This is a genomic window from Acetobacter fabarum (assembly GCF_011516925.1).
Lineage (GTDB): Bacteria > Pseudomonadota > Alphaproteobacteria > Acetobacterales > Acetobacteraceae > Acetobacter > Acetobacter fabarum.
This window is the reverse complement of the sequence record NZ_WOTG01000022.1, coordinates 1-23,956: the sequence shown is the minus strand read 5'-3', so window position 1 is coordinate 23,956 and position 23,956 is coordinate 1. Positions and strand designations below refer to the sequence as shown.

Sequence of the window (23,956 nt, the reverse complement as noted above, 5' to 3'; positions counted from 1 at the left end):
TGGAGGGATCGAAGAACCCTTGATTGATGTGCTTGGCCGGTAATTTCTGGGTTTTGGCGATTTGGTTGACGGTTTTTGCGATGGCGTCCAGTCTGCGTTTTGAGCAGATTGGGAGTTGTCTCTCGCTGGATGGCTATGCGCTCGCGTTCAATCTTTCGAGGAAGAGGAGGCGGCGCATATTGTAGACGATATTGGCGAGCCCGATCCTCATGGTGGCTCGACTGATACCGACAGTCCGGACAAACAGCCCCGTCTGTGACTTCTGATCGGCAAAGACATGCTCGACACGCGAGCGGATGACCGACTTTCCAGCATTTGATTTCTGGATATGCCGGGGCATAGGCTTGAGATGCGGCTTTTTGCGATGAACCTTGCAGACAAAGCCCTGCTTTTCCATGAAGTCTTCGTTGGCTTTTGAGCGATAGGCCGTGTCGGCCCAGACACTTGAGGCCGTATTGGTTTTATCCAGAAGCCCCTCTCTCAATCGCGCGCCATCACTAGCGGCGGCATGCGTTGTTTTCCATTTCCGGATGAACCGGTATTTCCGATTGATGGAAACATGCGATTTATAGCCAAAGAACGGGATGGCGAGATCGCTGGATGGCATGGTTCCATCATCCTGCTGCTTCGCCTTCGTGAACTTCAGTGTCCAGCGCGCATGACGATCCTTGTGCGACAGCTTTGCGGGTCTGTCCTGCCAGTCTTCAGGAATACGTCCTTCCCGAAGGTCGGCTTTCTCTGCATTGGTGTTCCGCTGCTTCGGAGCCGCTACCAGCGTGGCATCCAGGATCTGGCCTGACATCGGCAAATATCCGGCGTTGCGCAGGGTCGCATCAAAGCGGTTGAACAGCCCATCGATCGCACCCGCCTGGGTCAGACGCTCGCGAAACAGCCAGACCGTTTTGGCATCCGGCACCCGATCTGAAAGTCCCAGCCCAAGGAAACGCATAAAGGAGAGGCGATCGTTGATCAGATATTCCGTCCGCTCGTCAGGCAGATTGTTCAGCGTCTGGATCACCAGGATCTTGAACATCAGCACAGGATCAAATGGCGGTCGTCCGCCCTTGCTTCCATCGGAATACGCCAGGGCCTTGTCCAGATCAGGACGGAACGCTTCAAAATCCACAGTCCGGGAAAACGCTTCGAGCTGATCGCCAAGCCCACTCAGCCGGGCAAGACGATCTTCAACATCAAAGAAACCAGACTGCTTCATATCGCCATTCCCTCAATCAACGCAGAAGAAATAGAATCATACAGAAGACCTCAAAACCAGGGGGTTTTTCGAACCCTCCACATCCCCCCAGCAGAAGCTGAGGCTCGCTTTTATGCGCAGTAGAAATCACATGCACTAGCTGCATAAATCAGATAAAAAACGTTTCCTCAAAACTCGGGGCAACTCAATGCCAGACTTCCCTACTTCCAATTTTTCGGTTGCTTCCTCTGACACAAGACAGCCTGTTACAATACAAACCGAAAGCAACGCAGCACACACCCGCACACGCTGCACTGCGCGGGCACCCCATTTGATCGGCTTGGGGCTGCTTGCTTCGGCGCTGTTTTCCAGCACCTTTGTGCTTAATCGCACCATGAGCCTGCACGGTGGACCGTGGGTGTGGAGCGCCACTCTGCGTTATATTGAAACCTCCCTGTTGCTAATGCTCTGGCTGCTGCTGACCAAAGGTCGGGCCTATCTCCGCAGGCTGGGCAGGCTGTTTGTGCGTAGGCTTGGCTTCTGGCTGGGGGCTGGTGGGGTTGGCTATGGTATGTTCTATGCCTGTTGTTGTTTTGCGGCGGACCACGCACCGGGTTGGATCGTCGCAGCAACATGGCAGGGCACCATTATCGCAACTCCACTTGTGCTTCGCGTTTTTGGAGAGACAGTGCCGCTGCGCGGCCTTGTTTTCCTAATGCTGATTTTTATGGGGATCATGGGCCTGAACATCAACCGCCTGATGGACGGCGTGTCACTGGAGCAGGTGCTGGCGGGTGTCATTCCACTGAGTATTGCGGCTTTCTGCTATCCAATGGGGAATCAGTTGCTCAACCGTCTGCGCCATAATACGGCACCACTCTACAGTATCCTAGAAGACCCAGTGGCCGCCGTGCTACTGATGACACTAGGGGCGCTGCCATTTCTTATTGGTCTGACGCTTATTATCCATCCCCCTAGCCCCGACGTGGGGCAGATCGCCACCGCCGGCATGATCGCTTTGGTGGCTGGTTGCCTCGCCACGCCGTTATTTATTCATGCGCGCAATACATCATCAAGTCCATACCTGATTGCAGCTGTTGATGCGACACAGGCAGGAGAAGTGGCTTTTACCCTAATGGGAGAAAGCCTGCTTACCGGGGACCTATCTCTTGGCCTTGCAGATTATGTCGGGCTGGCAGCTGTGATGGGCGGACTTGCAGGTTTTGCTCTGAGCGAGGAAAGTGCTGCATCGGACATCAAGCACGATAGTGGGGATGACAGCCTCTCCGCTTCGCCTCAGGGTCAGGACACATAGCCAGAACATAACGGCTGCTGCGCGGCAGGTGACTGAGATCTTTGTTGCATAGTTTTAACGATTGGGCGTGTTGCAATCTTTGGGGGGGTCTTACGCGACAAGGTGTGTGAGGGGGATTCCGAGGGCTGTGAAGCGATTGAGGACGGTGATCCGGACATGAACTTCGGTGATCTGACGGTCGAAATCGCGTGCTGCCAGACGCTGGCCCAGCAGCTTGATGCAGTGCATTTTCGTCTCAACGCGGCTTCGTCGATGATAACCACTCCATCGTCTCCAGATAGCCCGCCCGAAATGTCTGCAGCCCGTAGAGTTTGATTTCGGGCGATAGCTCCTGCTGATGTGGGGCAGCATGTCTTTGCATTTTTGCGCGGGGGACTGATGGCCTGAGCGCCACGTTCGGCAATGGTGTCATGGGATCGCCTTGTATCATACGCGCCATAAGCCGTGACACTGGCGATGTCTTCATCTTGAGGGATCTGCTCCAGAAGCATTGGCAGAACTGGGGCATCACCGATCTCGTTTCCCGTCATTTCAACGGCGAGGATTTCCAGAGAGCCTTCGTCAACAGCAATATGAAGTTTGCGCCATATACGACGTTTCGAGCCGCGATACGGGATATTGACCCTCAGGACTTTCTGGCCACGGCTCAGCGTGCTGAAATCCGGCACAGACCATGCCAGCCCCGCTAGACGCAGGAGGACCAGTTCGTCGTTCGGTAGCGCGTGGGGTTCGGGTTGCTCATCAATCCCAGCTTACAAACTAGATTCAAACAGGGAATCCTTTGCCATTATTTCTGCAACAAAGCCGACTTATAGCGGTAACAATCGGATATTTAGTCGCCCTCATCTACAGGTCCAGAGTGTGATCATTGCATCCCATGTCCGGTTCTGAGCACTCTTCAGGAAGGGACATTTTGTGATTTAGGCGCTCTACGTTCGAAATTGCGGCCTCCAGTTCGGAGAAATCGGATTGCCACCGGGGCAAAGGTCGAAACGTCTCCTCGGCCACCGCAACACACTGATCATCAGGATCAGCTTCTTCTCCCAAACGAGGCCGCCCCCGCTTACGCCCCGGAACGGGTTTTTTCGGCATCCTGACTGCTTCCCGGAGAGGCACGAGATCGTTCAGGGCAAAGAGACGCCGCGCAGCACGGTGCGTGACATCGAGGACCAGTCCACGGTCCAAAAACCGCTCCAGCAGGACACAGGCGGCCTGCACGGATACGGACAGCCGGGCGGCCAGGGTCGTCGCTGAAATCACCGGATGGGCGGCAATGATGTCTATGGCCAGGGCTGCTTTGGAATTGCGCCGCTGATTGCCGGCCTGCGCACGCGCATCGCGCCAGGCCCGTTCCAGCGTGTGGACCATATCCCTGATCCCGGCCGCTTCCTGCTCCAATGCCCTCAGCCATGCCGGGAGCCAGCGCCGCTCATCCCAGGACGTGCCAGATCGAAATGCCGCCACTCCTGTTACAGGATACAGGCCGCTAAAAACTCCTTCCTTCTGCCACAGACGCACTAGGGCTCCACGGAAGGGGGCACGCGCATCACCGGCCTCGATCCACTCCCGAAAGGCCAGAGCGCTGCCCCACAGAACGCCCATGCGGCTTATAGGCCCTACGGCGACAGCGAGCGCCTGAGTGATCCGCTCTTCTTGCGAAGTGGTCGCCCTAGCAAGCCACTGATACTGCTCGAAGGCATAGCGCAGGGCATCAACTTCGCTACCACGCTCATAGGCGTCATGACCGCGGATACGCGGTCGCAGCCCTTCAAGGCTCGCGGCCAGCTGCCAGGGGTCGATCAGGAAACCATCCACGGCCGCACAGCTTCGTGCAGCTTCCAGGCGCACGCGGAACAGAACAGCCTCGCGCAGAGGATGGCGCCTCAGCTGTTGGTCCAGGGCACCAAAAGCCAGAGTCGTGCGGGTCAGTGCGGGCACGACGTCTTCTGGACGGGCTGCAAGACGTTCCCCACGCATGTCAGAGCCTTTTGCCGGCCTGTTCGTAAGCTTTGGATTTGTCGCGCTCCCCGATCGCCAGAACCATGACGACGATCCGGCTGTCGATCACCTGATAGACCAGCCGGTAGCCACTGGCCCTGAGCTTGATTTTGTAGCAATCGCTCAGCGGTCCTGACAGGCGGGAGGCTTCGATCCGGGGCATGTCCAGCCGTTTGGCGAGAACTTTCTTGAACTGCGTCTGAATCGTGCGATCAAGACCGCGCCACTCCTTCAGGGCGCGGGGATCAAACTGGAGTGTATAGCGGCTCACAGGTCTTCCAGCGTCACCGTCACGGGCGCTTGCGGTGCGGCCAGGCGTTCGCGCACGATCTGCAGCAGATCCGCATCATCGCTGGAGAGGACACGCCGCGCCACCGGCAGTTTTCCAGTTTCCACCACATATTCGAAAGTCTGGCGGATCAGGTCGGACGGTGTCACACCGAGCTCCGCGAGACGAGCATAGGCCTGATCCTTCAGGACGCTGTCGATCCTCAGATTGATGGACGCCATACTCTTTGCTCCTTGCCAGACATGCTAAAAATACGCCTTTACAAACGTGAAGGCAAGACTTTCCGAGTCAAGCTAAATAGCAAGTAACTTGAAAACACGTCTTTTTCCGTTTTTGGCCCCCTCCCCCGTTTTTATGTCCGATAACTTCTCTTGTCGGACATAAAAAATCCGGACACAAAGCCAACCAAAATTGTCGAAATTCCTTAATTAGGAGAATCCCAGTTTTCGGCCAGCCAACGCTCCCAAAAGTATCCTTATTCGCGTTAAAAGGAGTCCCTTAATTAGGTTAGAACAAGCCCGTTCTCGGCCGGACTTGTTTCATTACGAGAACTCACTCCATGTCCACCTTGGGAGGGAAAGGCGAACGGCAGCTTCTGGTGAGCGACCATTCAAAAGCTGCCGCCAATCGTCAGCAGCACGCGACCAGCTTGCCTGGTACTACATTGATTGCGCCAAAGTCTTGCAGTGCGAAGAAGCGCTGCGCCTGCTGCGTTTGCAGCATAACAGTCCGCCAGTTCATATCGTGACCGCCACCATTCTTCAAGAGCCTTGCGTATCATCAGATTATTGATTTACATTAAAACCATATATTAATTTGGATACTAAAAATATTATGGAAAACCAAAATAATCAGCCTAATGCCGAAGCTTACACAGGGCGTCCTAGCCTTTATTTTGATACAATTACATTCTCTGATGGAACAATATTATCATTAGATGAAGAAGATATAATAGTTTTTGTTGGCCCAAATAATGCAGGGAAAAGTGCAGCTTTAAGAGAGCTTGAAGAGTGGGTTGCTCGTTCACGTCCCGGAACCGTAGTAAAAAATGCCAATCTAAAAAAAAATGGAACATCAAAAGAATTACGTCATTTTCTAGAGAATAATTCTCAAAAAACGAAGGTGAGTAATGGGTTTAATTTTGGGGGATTTGGATACAATATCCATGAATCGCATATCAATTGGTTCGATCAATCTACAGATAGGCATCCCGTTGCTTCATTTTTTGCTAAACGTCTAGCTACCGAAACTAGGATTCAGGGCTCTAATGCGGCACCCGCAATTCCTCTGTTTCAAACACCGCCCACCAATCCCATTCACCTTCTGCTAATGGACGAAAATCTTACGAACAACATTAGTCAAAAATTCAATGCGGCTTTTGGTATAGACTTAATCCCATTTAGGGCTGGCGGCAGTGAATTTCCTCTTTATGTCGGGAAAAAACCAGAGATTCCCAAAGGAAAGGATGAACTATCCAGAGAGTTTGTAGATAGTTTGAAAAATGACTGCGTTCGTCTGGATCAACAAGGAGATGGGATGCGTAGTTTTGCGACAGTATTACTTAATACTATCGGTTCAGACACTCATTCTATTCAGTTCTTGGACGAACCCGAGGCATTCCTTCACCCTCCTCAAGCAAAACTATTAGGGAAATATATCGCTGAAGGTCGCCGTGATAAATCGCAATTGTTCATAGCCACCCATAGCACAGATATTCTAGACGGCCTTTTAGAAGGAAGCTCAGGAAAAGTTCGAATAGTTAGAATTAGAAGATCTGAAAATATAAATATTATAAAAGAATTAGGTAAGGAAAAAACTAGCTCAATATCAAAAGATACATTAATTAGATTCTCCAGAGTATTTGAGGGTATATTTTTTGAGCGTGTATTTATCTGTGAATCAGATGCAGATTGCATGTTGTATAGTTCCATATTAAATTTACAATCAATAACTGGAGAGAAAAAGCCTGATGTCTTGTTTGTTCATGCTGCTGGCAAACATCGCATGGGTAAAATGGCCGAGACGCTACAAGCCTTGGATGTTCCGCTATCTATTATTGCAGATATCGATATTTTGAATGAAGAAGATACATTTCGGTCTCTAATTGAAAAAACTGGAGGAGATTGGACAAATGTTCAACCACATTGGAAAGTCATAGCCGATTTTGTGAATTCTAAACGTCCGGCTCTTAACGCATCCCAAATATCTGGTTTAATTAGATCTGAAATAGATGGCATAGAAGGGGTAGGAGAATTCCCTCCAAAAAAAGTTCGTGGAATAAAATCTATATTAAGAGATATTTCTCCCTGGAGTAGCTTGAAGCAGAGTGGACGTCTAGCACTTCCCGGTGGCGAGGTTGTCAGCCATTTTGATAATCTTCTTGAGAAATGTTCGGAGATTGGAATTTGGATAGTTCCAGTCGGTGAAATCGAAGGGTTTTGTCGGAGCATTGGCTCACATGGACCAGGGTTTGTAGAAAAAGTCATTGAAGAGAAAGATCTTCAGTCAGACCCGGAATTACAAGATCTTCGTGACTTCATAATGAAAATTTGGAAGGGAGATAAATAGCTTACGCATGGCCTGGCAGGCCGATCTTCCGACATCCGATCACATGGCCGGTAGGATCTACACGTCTTTACTAATTGGGCGAACTAGACGCCTAACTGGAAACCAGTTGTCTGGAATGTTGAGACTGTACAATGGGTTTGACAGGGGTAATTTGTCCGCTTTGCGAAAAACCAATTGCCTGTTCATTGTCTGGGATGAGGCGGAAGCCGCCTGTCTGCTCCCACAATGTAGAACAGACAGGCAGGTCAGGGGGGAGAGCGGAATGTCGGGTTCTGGAGTGATAGCAGCAGATTCCAGACATCTAACTCAGGCTAATCCCATTGCCGGTCAGTACCTCTTTGGTGACACGTTATCATTTTCCTCTTAAGGGAGATGTATGACAGAACTAGAACGTATCGCGCATCATGAGGCGGCTCATGCTGTTCTCACAATTCTCGCTGGGCTTGACGTAGCAGCCGAGGGTATTGATCTTGCTTATACTAACCCCTCAACGGGTTCTTCTGGAGGACTGTTCGGGAATCTGTTTGACATTGATTTGTCTGCCCTCAAGAGCCCTGAACTTGAAACCCAGCAGCAAGAAAATATGAAAGAGATTAACTTAAATGGGGCTATCGTGGCGGCGGGAGCAGCCTCCGATGCAAAATTATTAGGGCTTGACCCATGGGAAGCACTTCAGGAGCAGCCCAGTGATTTGCGAATGATGCGGAACCTCCTTAAGCGAGCTCAGTTGTCCAGCAGCCCAAAGGTTGAGGAAGCCCATATCCGCAGTCAACTGAGAGACGCGGTTTTAGCTCTACAAAACCCCATTTTTTGGGAGGCAATCGAAGCTGTGGCGACAGCCGTACTTACCCGTTCGCCTTTACCTGGCACCGACATCGAAACTATCGCGGTGCCAATTTTGAAACGTTTCCATTGATCCTAGATCTCCGGCTTCTGTGGTTTTCAGCCTATCCTTCATGGTGAGCCGCAATGGTTCGATTATCCCGCGCGGCTCCCGCTTTGAGGCAATGTGATGGGTCTACTAAGTGTCTGCCTTGAGGCGGAAGCAGACCCTTGCGTTGATAAAAACGCGATTGCGGTTTGTAACCTAATTAAGGGCTTTTTTCGCATCAATAAGGAACATTCGCATAATTAAGGGTATCAATAACGTGCTGAAATGTCAGAATATTGACTAACATAATTAAGGAATTTCGACACAAAAAAAACCAGATTATGAGGAAAATCAGCCAGAAACCGGGCTCTCCAGCCCATGGGAGTCCTACGCCGAACATAAGACAAATCGTGCCGTATCCTTGGCCCAGAAAGCAATTAAATTATCACACGCTACCTAAGCTTCCCGCTGGGTGACTGCTTCCGCCTTCACATTGGACTAAAGAACAATATCTGACATTTACGGAGAACGGGCATGACCTATTGTGAACCTCAAGGTATTTTACGACAATAGACCGGAACGCGCTGTGGATATTAATGATTGTATGATATATCCGATAATTTATTTTTGCATTAATCGTATGTATTGGAAGAAAAGTGAATCCTAGATTTTATCCATTTGTATTTCCAATTGGAGAACCAGATGTTTGGGATTTCTGGTTTATCTTAAAGACCTTTGGTCCTGGTTGTATAGCCGGACTCATAGCGCTGATGGCTCTTTCTGTTGCTCTTACACAAAGGAAAATAGCTGCCAATAAGTACAATCTTGATTTGTTCGACAAAAGATATGAAATATACGAAAAATTATATACTCTCCATGATTCGAATTCCAAATCAATAAAATTTCTGGACTATAATTCATCCTATAGTAATGTTTCATATGAATTAAAATACATTCTTTTGCGCGTATCTCTCTTATTTGAAAACGTATCAAAAGAGGAAATATCTGAAATTAATGATGAATTTGAAAAAATTGAAACAAAACATAAATCATTGCTCGAACAAAGATTGCCGATTGAAAAAGATATTAATGTACGAAGAAATTCCATAGATGATATCGAAAGAAATCATGCTGCTGAGATAAATTCACAATCATATTCGGCAAAAAGGAATGAGATCAGCAATCATAGACATTGCATTCAACAGAAACTTCCGGAATTAACTAATATTGATGATCAAATAAAGGAACATCACGAAAAACTAATTGGTAAATTGTCTCGTATTATCAGTAGCATGCAAAAGGAATTATCAGTTCCTCACAAACCATACTGATAAGATCCCCAAAATTCCGGCTCAATATCAAAATGAAATGGCTTGTTAAGAAGATCAGCGGAAAAACATCCGTTAGACATTTATTGCCAATGACGAGCCTCTGATGCTTTCATTTGCAGCCAAAGTCGGCCATTCTATTTACCCCGCTCTGTCAGTCATCAAGAAAGACGGTATGAGATGAAAAATACCGTTCTCGCTCAGCACCGTGAGCTACTACACTGGGTGTAAGATACTCAGGATAGTAGCAAGCACGAGGCGCCGTTTATGCAGGTTGAAGTTGTTGTCCACGGCCGAAAAGATCGGGTTTACGCGGCTCTGTTCGACCGGTGTGACCGGACCACCCGACACCGTCTGGCCGAGGCCGGTTCATCAGCTGACACTCTGCCGGAAATTCTTGCTGCGGCCCGCCTCTCCCCAGGACTGGAACTGCGCTTGTCTGGTATTCCCCTCTCAGGGAATAAGACCGACGATCTGGTGATTGCTCATGACGTGCCATTCGCCGCCCGTGCCCGCGCACTGGCCGCAGAGCGGATCGGTGTGGCTCCAGATGATCCTTCACTAACTCTCGCCTTACATCTCAGTTCAGTTCCGTATTTTCTGGCGCGTTACAGGCAGGCACACGGGAACACTATCGCACAGTCTGACTTGCACCCTCCCCTGCCCTCTCCTGCGGGTCAGACGCCCGGCGTCATTATCCGATGGTTTGACGCCTCTCTTGGAAGGACCGTCCCGCAACGCGATGGCTCTCTCGAAACCGCACGTGATAGTGCCTCAGCCTACGCTTTGCAGGCCAAGGCAGACAACACACGCAAAGCCTATCGTGCCGGTGTCCGGGCATGGTGTGCCTGGGCGGATCGTCATGCCCTTCCCTGCCTCCCTGCCCGTTCGGCCGACATTGCCGCATTCCTGGCAGACGAAAGAGGCCGGGGTCTAGCGCCCGCGACATTGGAGTTGCGACGGGCCGCAATCACCTATCTTCACCGTCTGGCAGGTTGCGCCGTTCCCACCGCTGACGCCGCTATTGGCGAAACCATGACCGGGATCAGGCGCAGTGCTGCAAGGGATGGCTTTACACCGCGCCGCAAAGCCGCTGCAACGCAGGATGTCCTGGTAACAATCATCAGTGCGATAGACCTGAGCAAGTTATCCGGAATGCGGGACCGGGCTTTACTCCTTATGGGATTCTATGGTGCGTTCAGGCGTTCTGAACTGGCCAGCATCGATATTCGCCACGTAACCTTGCTCAATAAAGGACTGCTGGTCACTCTTCCCCAGTCAAAGGGTGATAGACAAGGCAAGGGGGTGGAGATCGCCCTCCCCTACACCCATGATCAGTATTGTCCGGTAAAGGCATACGGAGCCTGGCTAGCCGTGTCTGGCATACAGGCTGGCCCTATTTTCCGCCGCGTCCGTAAGGAAAGCACTGCTGCCTCTGACGGGAGTGGTCGTGAAATTGGGCCGCAGCCCCTGACAGATCGCTCGATCGCCCGGATCATCCAGAGCCGTGCCAGTGCTGCCGGGTTGGATGGAAAAACCTTTGGAGGCCACAGCCTGAAACGGGGGGCGCTTACAACCGGGATGGATGCGGGAGCACACCCAGTCAAACTTAAGCGCCTTGCACGACACGCAACGTATGCAGCGCTGGGCGATTATCTGGAGCTTGGCGACCCATTTGATGAGCATGCTTTGGCTGACTAACGACCTCATAAACCGATGTTAGTTGTGTTTTTTGCCTACAACAAATGATCTGCCATCAGCACAGTCGATTCGTCGAATATGTGTTCATTTCCTACACTCCTCCCGTGAAAAGAAGTGTTTTTTGCCGACAGTTTTTTTCCCCGCTTTTCATGTGTTGATTGCCTACGAGGCATGGAATTGTTTGCTAATCTGAGTCTGTTGGTTGTGTTTTTTGCCGACAATGCAAATTCCGGACATTTTCATAATATTTTGAAAACAATAGGTTGCGATGTTTTCCACGTGTTTTTTGCCTACGAAACAATTAATAATATAGAACAATAAAAAGGTTGTTTCGTCGGCAAAAAACACACCAACAGCGGAGAGCGTCGGCAAAAAACACAAGTCATCCGTTTGTTGGCAATGAACACATGGACATCTGCCATCACTGCGCGACATGCTATGTAACAGTCAGAATGTGCATAATGAGAAGCAATATGGATCAATGTCCACCGCATCCAGATTTATTTGCATCCATACACACTCTGGTAGAAGAACACGGAGCTCAAAAAGCTCTTGAAATAGTCGACCTTCTCTCCGCAAGCAGCGACGTCGCGTCTGCCCCCAGTGTCTACGATGTTGTAGCCGGAAGAACCGGCCGGAAAATCGTTGACGCTGTATCATCCTCTCTTGTTCGAGAGGCTGAAGGTGTTTCAGAGATCGGATATAGCTATAGTGCTTGGTGTCTAGCTGGCTTACCCCATCGTGAACGTAAGCCTGGTGAGGATTGGTTGATTAAAACTGACTATGCACAACTTCTTGTTAGACCAGGTGTTCGCCTGCGCGATGACGACAGCAGAGAAGATTTATCTGTACCGTCAGGTTCCATAGCGAGGCTACTGCTTATAGATTGGCAGTCTGAAGCTTTCGAACACAACTCTAGAGAAATTACTCTCGGAAAAAGTCCTGCGTCACTCCTCAAAAGGTTGGGATTGAGTCGCGGCGGTCCCGTAACTAAAAAGTTAGTCGAACAAATTGAGCGCTTGGCTACTTGTACCGTAGATTTCCGATTCGGAACAGATCGAGAAGCTGTGGTGGTAAATGAACGTTTGGTCGAAGCATTTAAATATGTTGGCGAAGTAGACCCACGAACCAAGCGTACAACACGGATGATCGAAAAAGTGGTATTATCTGAAGCGTTTTATAATGAACTTAAACGGCACCCAATACTTGTCGATCGTGCGGCAATCCGTGACATCCAAACGTCACCTCGTGCAATCGACGCTTACTTGTGGCTTGCGTTTAGACTCCATGCACTACAATCGGATGCCTTAGTTTCTTGGGCAGCCTTATGGCGTCAATTTGGTAGAGAATTTAAAACGCTACGTTCTTTTAAAGCTGAATTCCAAGAACCGCTTGCTTTGGCTTTGGCTGCCTATAGAGCAGCCAAAGTAAGAATTAGCGAAAAGGGTCTATATATCTCCCCCTCTCCTCCGCCTATTCAGCGTTAATTTTGGTTGCTCTGAAACTTTTTATAGAGAGCCGGTAACTCATCAATCAGAAACTGGCTGAATGTCGGCCCCACTTCTGGATTAACATCAATTACAGCCCGGTTCTTTCGCGCACTAAACTGAATAGACACATTTTTATCATCAGATACCCAGTCGTTCTGCTTTTCAGGAGAACCCAATGAAGCTGTGGTTTTTTTAGAAGCTTCTTTTAGCACTGCTTTAAAACGATCATCTCGATCGATTGTTCTAGCTCGGTCGGTTTGTAGCCATTGAACACATCTTTCAACTACGTTTGGATCCCGGAAAAGGTCGCTAAGAGCTTGCCAGCGAGTTCTTCCTATGCTCGGAGACCGCCCGACATAATCCACTACCGATCTTGGGATGGCCTCAGCTATTGTAAGCATGCGTGACAGCAGTGTCTTATCAACCCCTAAAGCCGACATAACTGTAGTTCTGTCATAACCGTTCGCCTCTAGGTTTTGAGCAAACAACGCACGCTCCAAAAATGATAAGTCCGTTCGCATGCTGTTTTCTTGGCCCAGCGCAACCACTAATTCATGGTCGGTCATATCCTTTACAGCAGCCTTAACAGCGCGGTGGAGTTCACGACATATCATTACACGGCGGTGACCAAATGCTATTTGATAGCGACCTGTGACACTGGGGTGCGGTCTCACTAAAATAGGACTCATCTGCCCAGATTTTTCTATGGCGGCTTTTAGCTCATCATAGCCATCGTCTTTGGTCACAAGCCGATCCCTAATGAAGGCATCGTCAATAAGTTGTGGATCTATATCAACAATAACAGTTCCTGCTTTTAGGGTTTTCTCGAGCTCATCTGCTTTACTTGCAGTTTCTGCTAAACTACCCAAACTTTTTGCTACCGAGCCTAGCGCTCCCCCTGTCCTGAATGTTTGCGATGGCCGTGCATGTTGGTCAGGATTCAACGTATTTGAGGAGCCGATGGTGGGAATCAAGCCAAGCGTATTTTTTCTTGCCATAGTCAGAGACTTTCTAAGTGGGTGAAGTTGACAGATGTCAACAAAGCTAAAGAAAAGAGAAAATTAACTTCTGCCCCATGAGCTGAAAATCAGGTCTCTTATTTCGCCGTTCACCGCGTTCACGGATTCTAATGCTCTGTCATAAGTGGCACCTGTAAATTGCCGTCTCTCAATCTCAAAAACTGTTTGCTTAGTGATGGCCGCATCAGACACGGCGGTGCTCTTTAACATTGGAAATTTGAGCACATGGTCCCCGAAAAGCGACCTCATAAACCCAGCCATATTTGTTTGCGGTGCATCGGAAGGCTCAAACCGGGTCATTAAGTATCGGACCCAGTTGTAAGACACATTGCCCCCAGCGTTACGCAAATGGGTCATTACATCGCTCATCATAAGCAGGAATTGACACATGGACATTACGTCAAGCATCTGAGGATGAACCGTGATGAGGAGACCTGTAGCGGCACACACAGCGGACATTGTTAAGTAGCCAAGCTGAGGAGGGCAATCGATAATGACTACATCGTAATTATCCTGAACATCCTCTAACGCAGCATCGACACGTGAAAAGAAGATTGCCCCAGCTTGACCAGAAGATGCCAAAAAACGCGGTGTTTCATATTCAAATTCGGATAACTCAATATTCCCCGGCACAATATCGAGCCCAGGAAAATTTGTTTTCCTGATTAATTCCGACATGGGTCGTCGATTGTCGTCATATCTGATTGCCCCGTATAATGTTTCATTTTCATGCACATCAAACTCTGGCTGGAAACCATGAAGCGCCGACAAACTTGCTTGTGGATCAAGATCAATCGCCAGAACACGCAGGCCATCCAAAGCCAATCCTTGAGCCAGATGGGCCGCTGACGTTGTTTTCCCACTCCCACCTTTGAAATTCACTACAGCAATAACTTGCAATTCCTCAGCTGCAGTGCGTGTCGGCATATATCTCCGACCATTGCGAGCGTTAGAGTCCAAATATTCGCGCAACTCTAATATTTGTTCAGCACTGTACGATCGACGCCCACCGTTGCCGATTTCTGGTATGGGCCCCTTCCCCTCTAATGCGAGGTTCCTCAAATATCCGGGCTTCAAGCCAAGTATTTTTGCTACTTCGCCAATTTGGAATGAACGAAGTGTTTTCTGCGCCTTAGGAGGAAATAATTCCATCCGGTGCGCTTGAAGCTGACTGGAAAGTGCTCGGGCTTGATCGGACAGCAATACGTCGAGCGTGTTGCTGTCATAGGTAGTGCTCGTATCGGCCAAGGTCGTTTTCCTTAACAATGTGCGCCATATTCCGCCGGATGCGGTATCATGCGTTTAGTAATTACTATACCGCACTTTACGAGCAAGTTGACATCTGTCAACCAAAAAACAGTAACACAGTTGACAGATGTCAACAGCGCAAAAAATAAACCCCGACCAGCCCTGAGCGTCCCGCGCAAAGGGTGGGTCGGTCTGTCTGACGCCAGCCCGATCCCGGCGCAGGCGCCGCCTTTGCCCGCGCCACCCAGGCCCGGTTCCGGAGGCAGCATGCAGAAGAAAATCTGACGCAACACAGCGATCAGTCCCCTTCCCTGCTGTTGTCCATCCTTCCCGAACACCGCCTCGTCCCAGACGCAGGCGGCGTTCGGCGTTTGTCCGGAGCCTTCCATGTCCCTGTTCGATGATCAGCTCAGCCTGTTCTCTTCCTCCTCCCTCAGCGGTGCCGCAGACCTGTTCTGGGGTGAGCTTGAAGGCGAAGACAGCCCCCTCCCCTCCCCCGTCGCAGAAACCCCACTGGTCATCCCCCAGTCCGATTTCCGCCTGATGGGCACCCGTGGCCTTGCCACCAGCTGGAAAGACCGTGCGCGGGACAATATTGCGGCAATCAAGCTCCTGGGAACGCTTGAGACCGAAGACCGTAATGCAACCCCCGACGAGCAGGCTGTGCTGAGCCGGTTTATTGGCTTTGGGGCGGGTGAACTGGCCAACGCTCTCTTCCCCCGTGCCGGAGAGCCTTACCGCGCAGGATGGGACAGTCTCGGCAAGGCTCTGGAGGCTGCCTGCAGCGAGACGGACCATGCCGCCCTCGCCCGCTCCACCCAGTATGCCCATTACACGCCGGAATATATCGTCACCGCCATCTGGGACATGCTCATGAAGCGTGGCTTTCAGGGTGGGTCAGTCCTGGAACCCGGCTGCGGTGTTGGCCAGTTCATCGCCCTCAGGCCCGAGCGTCTCGAAGGCCAGATCGCCTTTACCGGCATTGAAGTCGATGGAATTGCCGCACGGATTGCCCGCAAGCTGTTCCCCAAACAGTGGATCAGGAACGAAGACTTCACGAAGGCAACGCTGGCAACCACCTATGATCTGGCGATTGGCAATCCGCCCTTCTCCAACCGTCTGGTCAACGCGGTGGATCATCGTGAGCTGCGAGGGTTCAGTCTTCATGACTGGTTTATCGCCCGCTCAGTTGGTGCCCTGCGTCCGGGCGGCTTCGCAGCGTTTGTGACCTCACGCCATACGCTGGACAAAACTGACCAGAAGGCCCGTCAGCATATCGCCGAAGAAGCTGACCTGCTGGGGGCCGTGCGGCTGCCCGCAGGAGCAATGCGTGCGGATGCCGGCACCGAGGTCGTGCTTGATCTGCTGGTGTTCCGCAAGCGCATGATCGGCGAGCTGCCCGGTGATCAGGCCTGGCTGGAAACAGCGCTCGTGCCAGACAGCGATGAAGGCCATGGCCCGCTGAGCATCAACCGCTATTACCTCGACAATCCTGCTCAGGTTCTGGGGCGGCATGGCTGGGCTGGCAGCCAGTTCGGACTGGATTACTGCTGCCTGCCGGTATCGGGTGTGGACCTTGAAACTGCACTGCCAGAGGCTTTAGCCCGCATCGCCCCCGAGAGCCGGTTTCTCCCACCTGTGGAGCAGCGCATTACGCGGCCAGAACTGGATGGCCTGCGTGTGGGCACCGCAGCATCCGGCGCAGACCTGAAGGAAGGCAGCTACTATCTGCACAACCGTGTGCTGCATCAGATCATTGGTGGCGCAGGTCAGGAAGTGCCCATCCGCAAGGGGGACCAAAAGGAAGGCCTCTTCCAGAAACACGCACGCATCATTGAAGCCCTGATCCCCGTGCGGGACGCGGCAAAGGCTGTGCTGCGCGCCCAGATGGACAATCAGCCCTTCGGGCGGCACCAGCATCGACTGCGCCAGGCATGGCAGAGTTTTACCCGCCAGTTCGGGCCGATCAATCTCACCAACACCACGGTCCGGGTTAACGCCACCACCGGTGAGGAAACCGAAAGCCGCCGCAGACCAAACCTCCAGCCGTTCTATGATGATCCCGATGTCTGGCTGGTCTCCTCCATTGAAGAGTATGACGAGGCGACACAGACAGCTCGTCCGGGACCGCTGTTTACCGAGCGCGTCATCCATGCGCCGGTCGAGCCCGAAATCCACTCCGCTCATGACGCGCTGGCGGTCTGCCTGCATGACGCGGGGCGTGTCGATCTGCCCCTGATCGCCGAGCTGACGGGCTGCGGCGTGGAGGAAGCCCTGAACGCACTGGGCGAGGCCGTCTATCTCGATCCCGAGGCCTCGTCTCCGGGGCGCGATGTGTGGGTGGCAGCAGACGAACTGCTCTCAGGGGCTGTGCGCACCAAGCTTGCGGCAGCCCGTGACGCAGCCCAGCGCGACCCGCGTTTTGCCCGCACGGCTGCAGCTCTGGAACGGGCCCAGCCCGAGGATCTGAGGCCATCCGACATTACGGCCCGTCTGGGTGCGCCCTGGCTGCCAGTGAGCGACATCATGGCCTTCACCCACGAGGTGCTGGGGGTTGAGGCTGTCATCCACCATACCGCCGAGGTCGCCTGCTGGAGTGTCGAGAAGCGCGCTTTTCTCGGGCGGGCCGAAGCGACCTCAGTCTGGGGCACCGAGCGTCGTCATGCCGGGGAACTGCTGGAGGACGCGCTCACACAGGCCTCTCCAAAAATATGGGACACCATCAGGGATTCAAACGGCAACGACAGCCGGGTGCTGAACACGCAGGAAACCGAAGCAGCGAAGGAGAAGCTCGCAGCCATCCGACAGGCGTTCCAGAACTGGGTCTGGCAGGATGCCGAGCGCGCTGACCGGCTGGTGCGGCTGTATAACGACACCTACAACAATCTCGTGCCGCGCACATTCAACGGTGATCATCTGCGTCTGCCCGGTGCAAGCACCGTCATCACCCTGCGCGAACATCAGAAGCGGGTGATCTGGCGGATCATTGCCGCAGGCAGCACCTACATCGCCCATGCCGTGGGGTCGGGCAAAACCTTCTCCATGTGTGCCGCGGTCATGGAGCAGAAACGACTGGGGCTGATCAGCAAGGCGATGATCGTGGTGCCTGGGCATTGTCTGGCCCAGATCGCCCGTGAGTTTCTGATGCTCTATCCGACTGCCAAAATCCTTGTCGCGGATGAGACGAATTTTGCAAAGGCCAAACGCCAGCGGTTTCTGGCCCGCGCAGCCACGGGCAACTGGGATGCGATCATCATCACCCATGACGCCTTCAAGTTCATTGCCGTAGAGGCCGCCTTTGAGCGTGGCATGATCGACGAACAGATCGACGCCTATGACACGCTGCTCTGCGAAATGGATAAAGACGACCGGCTGTCGCGCAAGCGCATCGAGCACATGAAGGAGGTCATGGAGGCGAAGCTCGAAAGGCTGGCGAGCGTCAAGGATGACCTGTTGCATCTGGGGGAGCTGGGAATTGATCAGATCCTCGTCGATGAAGCCCAGCAGTTCCGCAAACTGAGCTTTGCCACCAATCAGGGCGACCTCAAGGGGGTGGCTCCAGAGGGCTCGCAGCGGGCGTGGGATCTGTTCGTCAAGGCCCGGTATCTGGAGCGGGTCAATCCCGGTCGCGCGCTGGTGCTCGCGTCAGGCAGCCCGATCACCAACACACTGGGCGAGTTGTATTCGGTGCAGCGCTACATGGCCCTTGATGCCCTGCGTAGTCGTGGGCTGCATGAGTTTGACGCATGGGCCGCCAATTTCGGGGAGACCCGGACCGAACTCGAATTGCAGCCCAGTGGTCTCTACAAGCCTGTCACGCGCTTTACCGAGTTCGTCAATGTCGCCGACCTCATGGCGCTCTATCGTGACTTCGCCGATGTGGTCCAGCAGGACGATCTGCGCCGCTATGTAAGCCTGCCAGCAGTCAAGGGTGGGCATCGTCAGATTGTCGTGGCCCCGGTGCATGCCCGCTTCCGCGCCTACCAGAAGACTTTGGCGGAGCGGATCACGACGATTGAGAACCGCAAGGGTAAACCCCAGAAGGGCGACGACATCCTGCTCTCGGTCATGGGGGACGCCCGTCATGCAGCCCTTGATCTGCGCTTTGTCGGCTGGGGCCGGGCAGGGGAGGGGGAGGACAGCAAGCTCGATCTGATGATCCGCAACGTCTTCGCCATCTGGGAGGAGAGTGCCCAGAACCGCTACACCAATCCCGAGACTGGCCAGCCTTACGCCCAGCCCGGTGCCGTGCAGATGATTTTCTCCGATCTGGGCACTGTGGGCGCACAAGGCAAGCGGGGCTTCTCCGCCTATCTGTGGATGCGTGACGAACTGGTGCGCATGGGGGTGCCGCGCGAGCAGATCGCCTTCATGCAGGATTACAAGAAGGCTGAAGCCAAGCAGCGTCTCTTTGGCGACCTCAATGCCGGACGCAAGCGCATCCTGATTGGCAGCACCCAGACCATGGGCACAGGGGTGAACGCCCAGCAGCGGCTTCTGGCCCTGCACCATCTGGATGTGCCCTGGCTGGTCTCTGACATCATCCAGCGCGAAGGGCGCATCGAACGCCAGGGCAACCAGAACCCCGAAATACGGATTTACGCCTACGCGCAGGAAGGCTCTGTCGATGCCACCAACTGGCAGCTCCTCGAACGCAAGCTGCGCTTCATCGCGATGGCCATGTCTGGTGATCGGTCCATCCGGCGTGTGGAAGATCTGGATAGCGATGGCAACCAGTTCGCCATGGCCAAGGCGCTGGCCTCTGGTGATATGCGGCTTATGCAGAAAGCCGGTCTGGAAGCGGAACTCGCACGGCTCGAACGCCTCTATGCCGCCCATTACGATGACCAGTTCGCAGTGCGTCGTGCCGTCCAGCAGGCTGAGCGTGAGATCGCCTGGGCGCAGGCACGGATCCCGCTGATCGAGGCTGATCTGGCGGCCCGTGTGGCCACGCGCGGTGAGGCCTTCCGCTTCGAGACTGAACGTGGCGTGATCACCGCGCGTGAGAAGGCGGGCGCTTTCCTGCTGGCCCAGCTCCGACTGGCGGTCAGGAACGCGCAGGAAGGCCAGTGGACACTAGGGCGGATTGGCGGCTTTGCGCTCACGCTGGATGCCGTCAACCGGCAGCGTTTCACCGAGGACAAGGTGGTGACCGAGGCGGGGCTGTCCGTGGCGTTCGCGCATGGAACGGTGGACATCACCGTGGATCGTGACACGAAGCCTCTGGGACTGGTGGCCCGCATCGAAAACCTCGTGCTGCGTCTTGATGGGGAACTGGCTGACACCCAGAAAACCCGTGATGAGGCCGTACGACGGCTGCCCGCCTATCAGGCCCGACTGGGCATGCCGTTCCGTGAGCAGGCGTTGCTCGATGAGAAGCGCAACGCGCTGGCGGACCTCGAAGCCGATCTTGCCGCAACCAGTAGGGAAGGGGAGGAGGAGGCTCCAGCCAACGATGACATCCCGCCCTCAGCAGGGGCAGACGAGGCTCCCAACGCTCTGAAAGACGCGGCCTGACCCACGTGGGCCGTCCGGCGTCACAACGCCGGGCGGCAGCCTTGTCTCAATCCATCTGTGATATGCACGGTTTACACGCTACTGAAGAAGAGCAAACTTTCTGTGCGATGAAAATGAGGACGACACATGAAACATGATATGAGTGATGTGATTAAAGCGTCATTTAATAAAAGTAATGAATTTCGGAAAAAATTTGAGAACTATGCTCCGAGTGTAAGGAGCGCGTTCTGGGCTATTGTGGCCGCTGGGCATGAGCGCAAGCTCGATTGGTATTTCATTCGTGACAATGGTGATTATGAAGTCCGGGCCGGTCATCACCCCGTAGAAAGCACAGAAGCAGAAAAATGCTTTCTGGGTCTTCAGTTCCAGAGGGACTGTATAAAATTTACGATCAACGACACTTATCGCTCAGGGGAAATTGGGAACGAAATCAGGCGCTATAAGGACAAATACATCAGCGCAGACAATGCGTCCGGTATCTGTCAGGCCATGACATCTTTTCCGCAAGGTGCCCATGGATATCTGCCGAATGATTATCGAAACGCACAGTCAAAGACTATGAGTGTTTCGTCAGTGAGCGGGGAATGAGACTGACTTTGCGTGCTCTCTCTGAGGCGGTCAACAGGAAACAACCAGTACCATCATAAGAAATAGGACGACACGTCAAAGCTAGACAAAAATACACAAGGTAAGAACGGCTGCCACAGCGTGGGCGGGCGCGCAAGCGCCAGGCAGTGCGCGCCTGACGGCGCGGCCTTGCGCGCCCGCCCACGCTGCGACCGCGCGGAAAACATCAGGAGATTGAAAAAAGAGCAGATCAGCTCAGACGCAATCGCCTGCCAGTTTTCCCCATGATCAGGAGCCTCTCCATGGAACTGCGCGTCGTCGATCCGAAAACCCTTCTCGACAATCCCCAAAACCCCCGCACCTCAGCCCCCAATGTCGAGGCCGACCGACGCCTTGCCCATAATATCAAGGTGGTGGGGCTTCTGCATGCCCCGTTGGTGCGCGAACTGCCCGACGGCCAGTTGATGATCGTGGCAGGCCATCGCCGCCGTCGCGCTTGTGTCCTCGCGAAAATGCGTGAAATGCACGTTATTGTTACGTCTGCCGACGAAAAACTGGATGGTCTGGCGGCAGGCTCCGAAAACATCATCCGCGAGGCGATGACGCAGAGCGAACAATGGCGTTTTGTCGATAAGGCCCGCCGCGATAAATCGCATACAGACGCACAGATTGCCCGCGCGCTGATGGTTACACCTGCCTATCTGAAACGGCTGTCGCTTTTGGCGGGTCTGCACGAACCGATCCTGCATGCCATCGATATGGGCCGTGGTCCGGACTTCAATGATCTGAAGGTGATCGCCGCAGCTCCGGTGGAAGAGCAGCGCGCGGCATGGGCAGAAATGTTTGAGGATATGGTCGAGGACGATGCTGACCCGGCCGAGTATCGTCTGAACCCGGAAGATCCCGAGGACACCGTGCCCTGGCGTGATTTTGCCCGCTACCTGAAACAGGCTCGTTATATGGCGGTGGATGCTCGCTTTGATGACGCTATGGCCAAAGCCTGTGGCGTGGTCTGGACCGAAGACCTGTTTGGCGAGGGCGGGAAGGATAACCGCTTTACCGAGGATGGCCCGGCTTTTGCCGCCGCACAGGAACAGTGGCTTGCCGACTGTCTGCCCGAGGGTGGGGTCAGGATGGAGACCGGCGAGTACGGGCAGGCGGCTGCGCCAGATGGCTACAGGCGGGTGGCAAACTGGATGGCGGCAGAGGAAACCGATGTGATGGGGTTTTTCCTCAACCCCAACACCCTGAAGATCGACGAAATCCCATTGCGTCCGCAGGAGACGGAAGAACAGGGAGCTGTTGTGCCTCCGTGCAGCATCGCGCCCGCAAATGTTGCTGCGCCCAAAGAGCGGGCAGCCATTTCCGGCACAGGTCTAACCATGCTTGGCCTGGTCCGCACGCAGGCGTTGCACGCAGCGCTCGACAAGGTTGTTGAGGATGTTGACCCGTGGGATCTGGTTGCGGCCTTGCTGCTGGCCCTTGGCGGCAAGAATGTCACCGTGCATACCCCTGACCGTGAGCCTTATGGTCAGATGAGCCGACGGGAGACCGCACTGGCCACCCTCTTCCCCGAAGGTGTGCTGATCCGTGATCCGGCATTGCTGCGGCAGGAAGCCGTTGCGGTGCTCAAAAACGTTGCAAACTGCACGATCAGCCAGCACAGCGGCAGCGGTGTAACGGCCCAACTCATGGGGCTGCTATTCGACGCCGATGCACAGATGCCTAATATGGCTTTTGACGACTTCCTCAAATGCTTCAGCAAACCCGGTATCATGGAAGCAGGCAAGGGGCTGAACCTTCTGCCCCGTAACACCGGCAAGGAGATGCGTACCGCTATCATGGCGCATGTGGGGCCTGATGGTCGCTGGGTGCCTGAGCAGGCCGGGTTTGGGCCCGCCGCCGAGAGCTGGAAAGTGAAACTGGCTGCCATGCAGCGCACCGCCGAAAAGCTGGCCTCTCTTGGAGCTGCTCAAGATGGTGATGATGAGACTGGCGAATTTGATCACCTGATCCCCGTTGAAGAAGAATTGTATGGACCTGATCTGGAAGAGCCAGACGAGGCCGAGAGTATTTCGTTGGAAACCCCTGACGCAGGCGAGGCCCCTGAGCCTGCGGGGGCAGAAGACGATACAGCCGACCTGAAAGCCGCCCTGCTTGCGCAGGCAGGGGAGGTTTTGTCGCCGGACGATACCGATCCGGAAGCGCGGGCCGCGATTAAAGCCCATCTGGACAGCCACCTTGAGGTGGTGCGGATCGCCGCCTGACGGCGGCCGGTTCCAGACCAAAACCCAAAAACACAGAAGAAAGCGCGCCTGCCAGAACGGGGCCGCGCGTTCAAACGGTGGGGCTTCGCTCCCGGCGCTGCGCGCCGCGTTTGAGCGCACGGCCGCCGTCCCGGCAGGCAGCAGGTATTCAGAAAAGGAGAATGCCATGCGTCCGATTACCTTCCTGCCTCCTGCGGCCAAAAAGCCAGTTCCATCACGCTGGGCCTGTGTGGATGCTTCCGTAACGTGCCGGCGCTGCCATCACGAATGGCCCGATGGTGACCCGGCCTACCAGATGGCATGTCGCGGCTGCGGAGCGCCTGCGGGGCAGCCCTGCCGCCGTCCAGATGGCGGGAACGAGCGCGTATGCTTCCAGCGTGATCAGGATGCGCGCAGGGCGGGGGTGCTGATCCCCTGTGAAGGGCTGAGCTGGGATGGTCGCCACGACAAGCCCCTGACGCTTTCTCTGAGTCCAACACTCCACGCTCGCGCGGTGCTGAGTGGTGCGCCTCCAGCCCGCCGTTTTGCTGCCTAAGCCAATGCAGGGAGGCACAACCGCCTGCCTGCAATCAGAAAAAACAGAATA

At 53.7% G+C, this 23,956-nt stretch carries 16 protein-coding genes and 1 pseudogene; 10 read left to right on the top strand and 7 right to left on the bottom strand.

The genetic code is table 11. The annotated features are described in order from the left end of the window. Positions 1-133 precede the first annotated feature (133 nt). Complete coding sequence (locus tag GOB83_RS13620) at positions 134-1,213, bottom strand: IS5 family transposase (protein WP_165926472.1); 1,080 nt, start codon at positions 1,211-1,213, stop codon at positions 134-136. A 187-nt stretch (positions 1,214-1,400) separates the two neighbouring features. Here GOB83_RS13620 and GOB83_RS13615 point away from each other — a divergent pair, with 187 nt between their 5' ends. Beyond that, positions 1,401-2,507, top strand: coding sequence for a multidrug resistance efflux transporter family protein (locus GOB83_RS13615; protein WP_165926471.1), 1,107 nt, complete (start codon positions 1,401-1,403; stop codon positions 2,505-2,507). 90 nt (positions 2,508-2,597) lie between these two features. Here GOB83_RS13615 and GOB83_RS13610 read toward each other — a convergent pair. The 4 genes and pseudogenes from GOB83_RS13610 to GOB83_RS13595 form a co-directional block, all read right to left on the bottom strand. After that, positions 2,598-3,205 (bottom strand): annotated as a pseudogene (locus GOB83_RS13610) (IS5 family transposase); the annotation flags it as partial. 148 nt (positions 3,206-3,353) lie between these two features. Next, on the bottom strand, positions 3,354-4,484 hold the full coding sequence (locus tag GOB83_RS13605) for a hypothetical protein (protein ID WP_194301407.1): 1,131 nt from the start codon (positions 4,482-4,484) through the stop codon (positions 3,354-3,356). Between the two features lies 1 nt (position 4,485). Further along, complete coding sequence (locus tag GOB83_RS13600) at positions 4,486-4,776, bottom strand: type II toxin-antitoxin system mRNA interferase toxin, RelE/StbE family (RefSeq protein WP_165926470.1); 291 nt, start codon at positions 4,774-4,776, stop codon at positions 4,486-4,488. Then, positions 4,773-5,015 carry a type II toxin-antitoxin system RelB/DinJ family antitoxin gene (locus tag GOB83_RS13595; protein WP_095350024.1) on the bottom strand — a complete coding sequence of 81 codons (243 nt, stop codon included), beginning with the start codon at positions 5,013-5,015 and terminating at the stop codon, positions 4,773-4,775. Before GOB83_RS13595 ends, GOB83_RS13600 begins: the two co-directional genes overlap by 4 nt. A gap of 613 nt (positions 5,016-5,628) precedes the next feature. On the opposite strand from GOB83_RS13595, the gene GOB83_RS13590 reads away from it, so the two are divergent. The 5 genes from GOB83_RS13590 (at position 5,629) to GOB83_RS13570 (ending at position 12,749) form a co-directional block, all read left to right on the top strand. Continuing rightward, on the top strand, positions 5,629-7,362 hold the full coding sequence (locus GOB83_RS13590) for an ATP-dependent nuclease (protein ID WP_165926469.1): 1,734 nt from the start codon (positions 5,629-5,631) through the stop codon (positions 7,360-7,362). Positions 7,363-7,738: 376 nt separating this feature from the next. Next, positions 7,739-8,278, top strand: coding sequence for a hypothetical protein (locus tag GOB83_RS13585; RefSeq protein ID WP_165926468.1), 540 nt, complete (start codon positions 7,739-7,741; stop codon positions 8,276-8,278). 611 nt (positions 8,279-8,889) lie between these two features. Further along, positions 8,890-9,564 carry a hypothetical protein gene (locus GOB83_RS13580; RefSeq protein WP_165926467.1) on the top strand — a complete coding sequence of 225 codons (675 nt, stop codon included), beginning with the start codon at positions 8,890-8,892 and terminating at the stop codon, positions 9,562-9,564. Positions 9,565-9,828: 264 nt separating this feature from the next. Next, positions 9,829-11,262, top strand: a complete 1,434-nt coding sequence (locus GOB83_RS13575; RefSeq protein WP_165926466.1) for a site-specific integrase — start codon at positions 9,829-9,831, stop codon at positions 11,260-11,262. Positions 11,263-11,735: 473 nt separating this feature from the next. Continuing rightward, entirely contained in the window at positions 11,736-12,749 is a 1,014-nt protein-coding gene (locus tag GOB83_RS13570) for a replication protein RepA (protein ID WP_165926465.1), read from the top strand. On the opposite strand, the gene repB is transcribed toward GOB83_RS13570, so the two are convergent. Next, entirely contained in the window at positions 12,746-13,750 is a 1,005-nt protein-coding gene (gene repB, locus GOB83_RS13565; protein ID WP_165926464.1) for a plasmid partitioning protein RepB, read from the bottom strand. The genes GOB83_RS13570 and repB overlap by 4 nt on opposite strands. Positions 13,751-13,813: 63 nt before the next feature. Then, complete coding sequence (gene repA / locus GOB83_RS13560) at positions 13,814-15,019, bottom strand: plasmid partitioning protein RepA (protein ID WP_165926463.1); 1,206 nt, start codon at positions 15,017-15,019, stop codon at positions 13,814-13,816. Positions 15,020-15,406: 387 nt separating this feature from the next. Between repA and GOB83_RS13555 the strand changes: the two genes are divergently transcribed. The 4 genes from GOB83_RS13555 (at position 15,407) to GOB83_RS13540 (ending at position 23,905) form a co-directional block, all read left to right on the top strand. Further along, a complete protein-coding gene (locus GOB83_RS13555; RefSeq protein ID WP_165926462.1) occupies positions 15,407-20,536 on the top strand; it encodes a DEAD/DEAH box helicase family protein in 5,130 nt (1,709 codons plus the stop codon). Positions 20,537-20,662: 126 nt separating this feature from the next. Beyond that, positions 20,663-21,124, top strand: coding sequence for a hypothetical protein (locus tag GOB83_RS13550; RefSeq protein ID WP_165926461.1), 462 nt, complete (start codon positions 20,663-20,665; stop codon positions 21,122-21,124). A 281-nt stretch (positions 21,125-21,405) separates the two neighbouring features. Further along, entirely contained in the window at positions 21,406-23,370 is a 1,965-nt protein-coding gene (locus GOB83_RS13545) for a ParB/RepB/Spo0J family partition protein (protein WP_165926460.1), read from the top strand. Positions 23,371-23,536: 166 nt separating this feature from the next. Beyond that, positions 23,537-23,905 (top strand): hypothetical protein, encoded by a 369-nt coding sequence (locus tag GOB83_RS13540; protein WP_165926459.1) that lies wholly within the window; start codon positions 23,537-23,539, stop codon positions 23,903-23,905. The last annotated feature ends 51 nt before the right edge of the window (positions 23,906-23,956 follow it).

Excerpts from the sequence above, each read along its gene's own strand:
- GOB83_RS13620 (WP_165926472.1), bottom strand. The coding sequence starts at position 1,213 with ATGAAGCAGTCTGGTTTCTTTGATGTTGAAGATCGTCTTGCCCGGCTG.
- GOB83_RS13615 (WP_165926471.1), top strand. The coding sequence starts at position 1,401 with ATGCCAGACTTCCCTACTTCCAATTTTTCGGTTGCTTCCTCTGACACA.
- GOB83_RS13605 (WP_194301407.1), bottom strand. The coding sequence starts at position 4,484 with ATGCGTGGGGAACGTCTTGCAGCCCGTCCAGAAGACGTCGTGCCCGCA.
- GOB83_RS13595 (WP_095350024.1), bottom strand. The coding sequence starts at position 5,015 with ATGGCGTCCATCAATCTGAGGATCGACAGCGTCCTGAAGGATCAGGCC.
- GOB83_RS13590 (WP_165926469.1), top strand. The coding sequence starts at position 5,629 with ATGGAAAACCAAAATAATCAGCCTAATGCCGAAGCTTACACAGGGCGT.
- GOB83_RS13585 (WP_165926468.1), top strand. The coding sequence starts at position 7,739 with ATGACAGAACTAGAACGTATCGCGCATCATGAGGCGGCTCATGCTGTT.
- GOB83_RS13575 (WP_165926466.1), top strand. The coding sequence starts at position 9,829 with ATGCAGGTTGAAGTTGTTGTCCACGGCCGAAAAGATCGGGTTTACGCG.
- GOB83_RS13570 (WP_165926465.1), top strand. The coding sequence starts at position 11,736 with ATGGATCAATGTCCACCGCATCCAGATTTATTTGCATCCATACACACT.
- repB (WP_165926464.1), bottom strand. The coding sequence starts at position 13,750 with ATGGCAAGAAAAAATACGCTTGGCTTGATTCCCACCATCGGCTCCTCA.
- GOB83_RS13555 (WP_165926462.1), top strand. The coding sequence starts at position 15,407 with ATGTCCCTGTTCGATGATCAGCTCAGCCTGTTCTCTTCCTCCTCCCTC.
- GOB83_RS13550 (WP_165926461.1), top strand. The coding sequence starts at position 20,663 with ATGAAACATGATATGAGTGATGTGATTAAAGCGTCATTTAATAAAAGT.
- GOB83_RS13545 (WP_165926460.1), top strand. The coding sequence starts at position 21,406 with ATGGAACTGCGCGTCGTCGATCCGAAAACCCTTCTCGACAATCCCCAA.
- GOB83_RS13540 (WP_165926459.1), top strand. The coding sequence starts at position 23,537 with ATGCGTCCGATTACCTTCCTGCCTCCTGCGGCCAAAAAGCCAGTTCCA.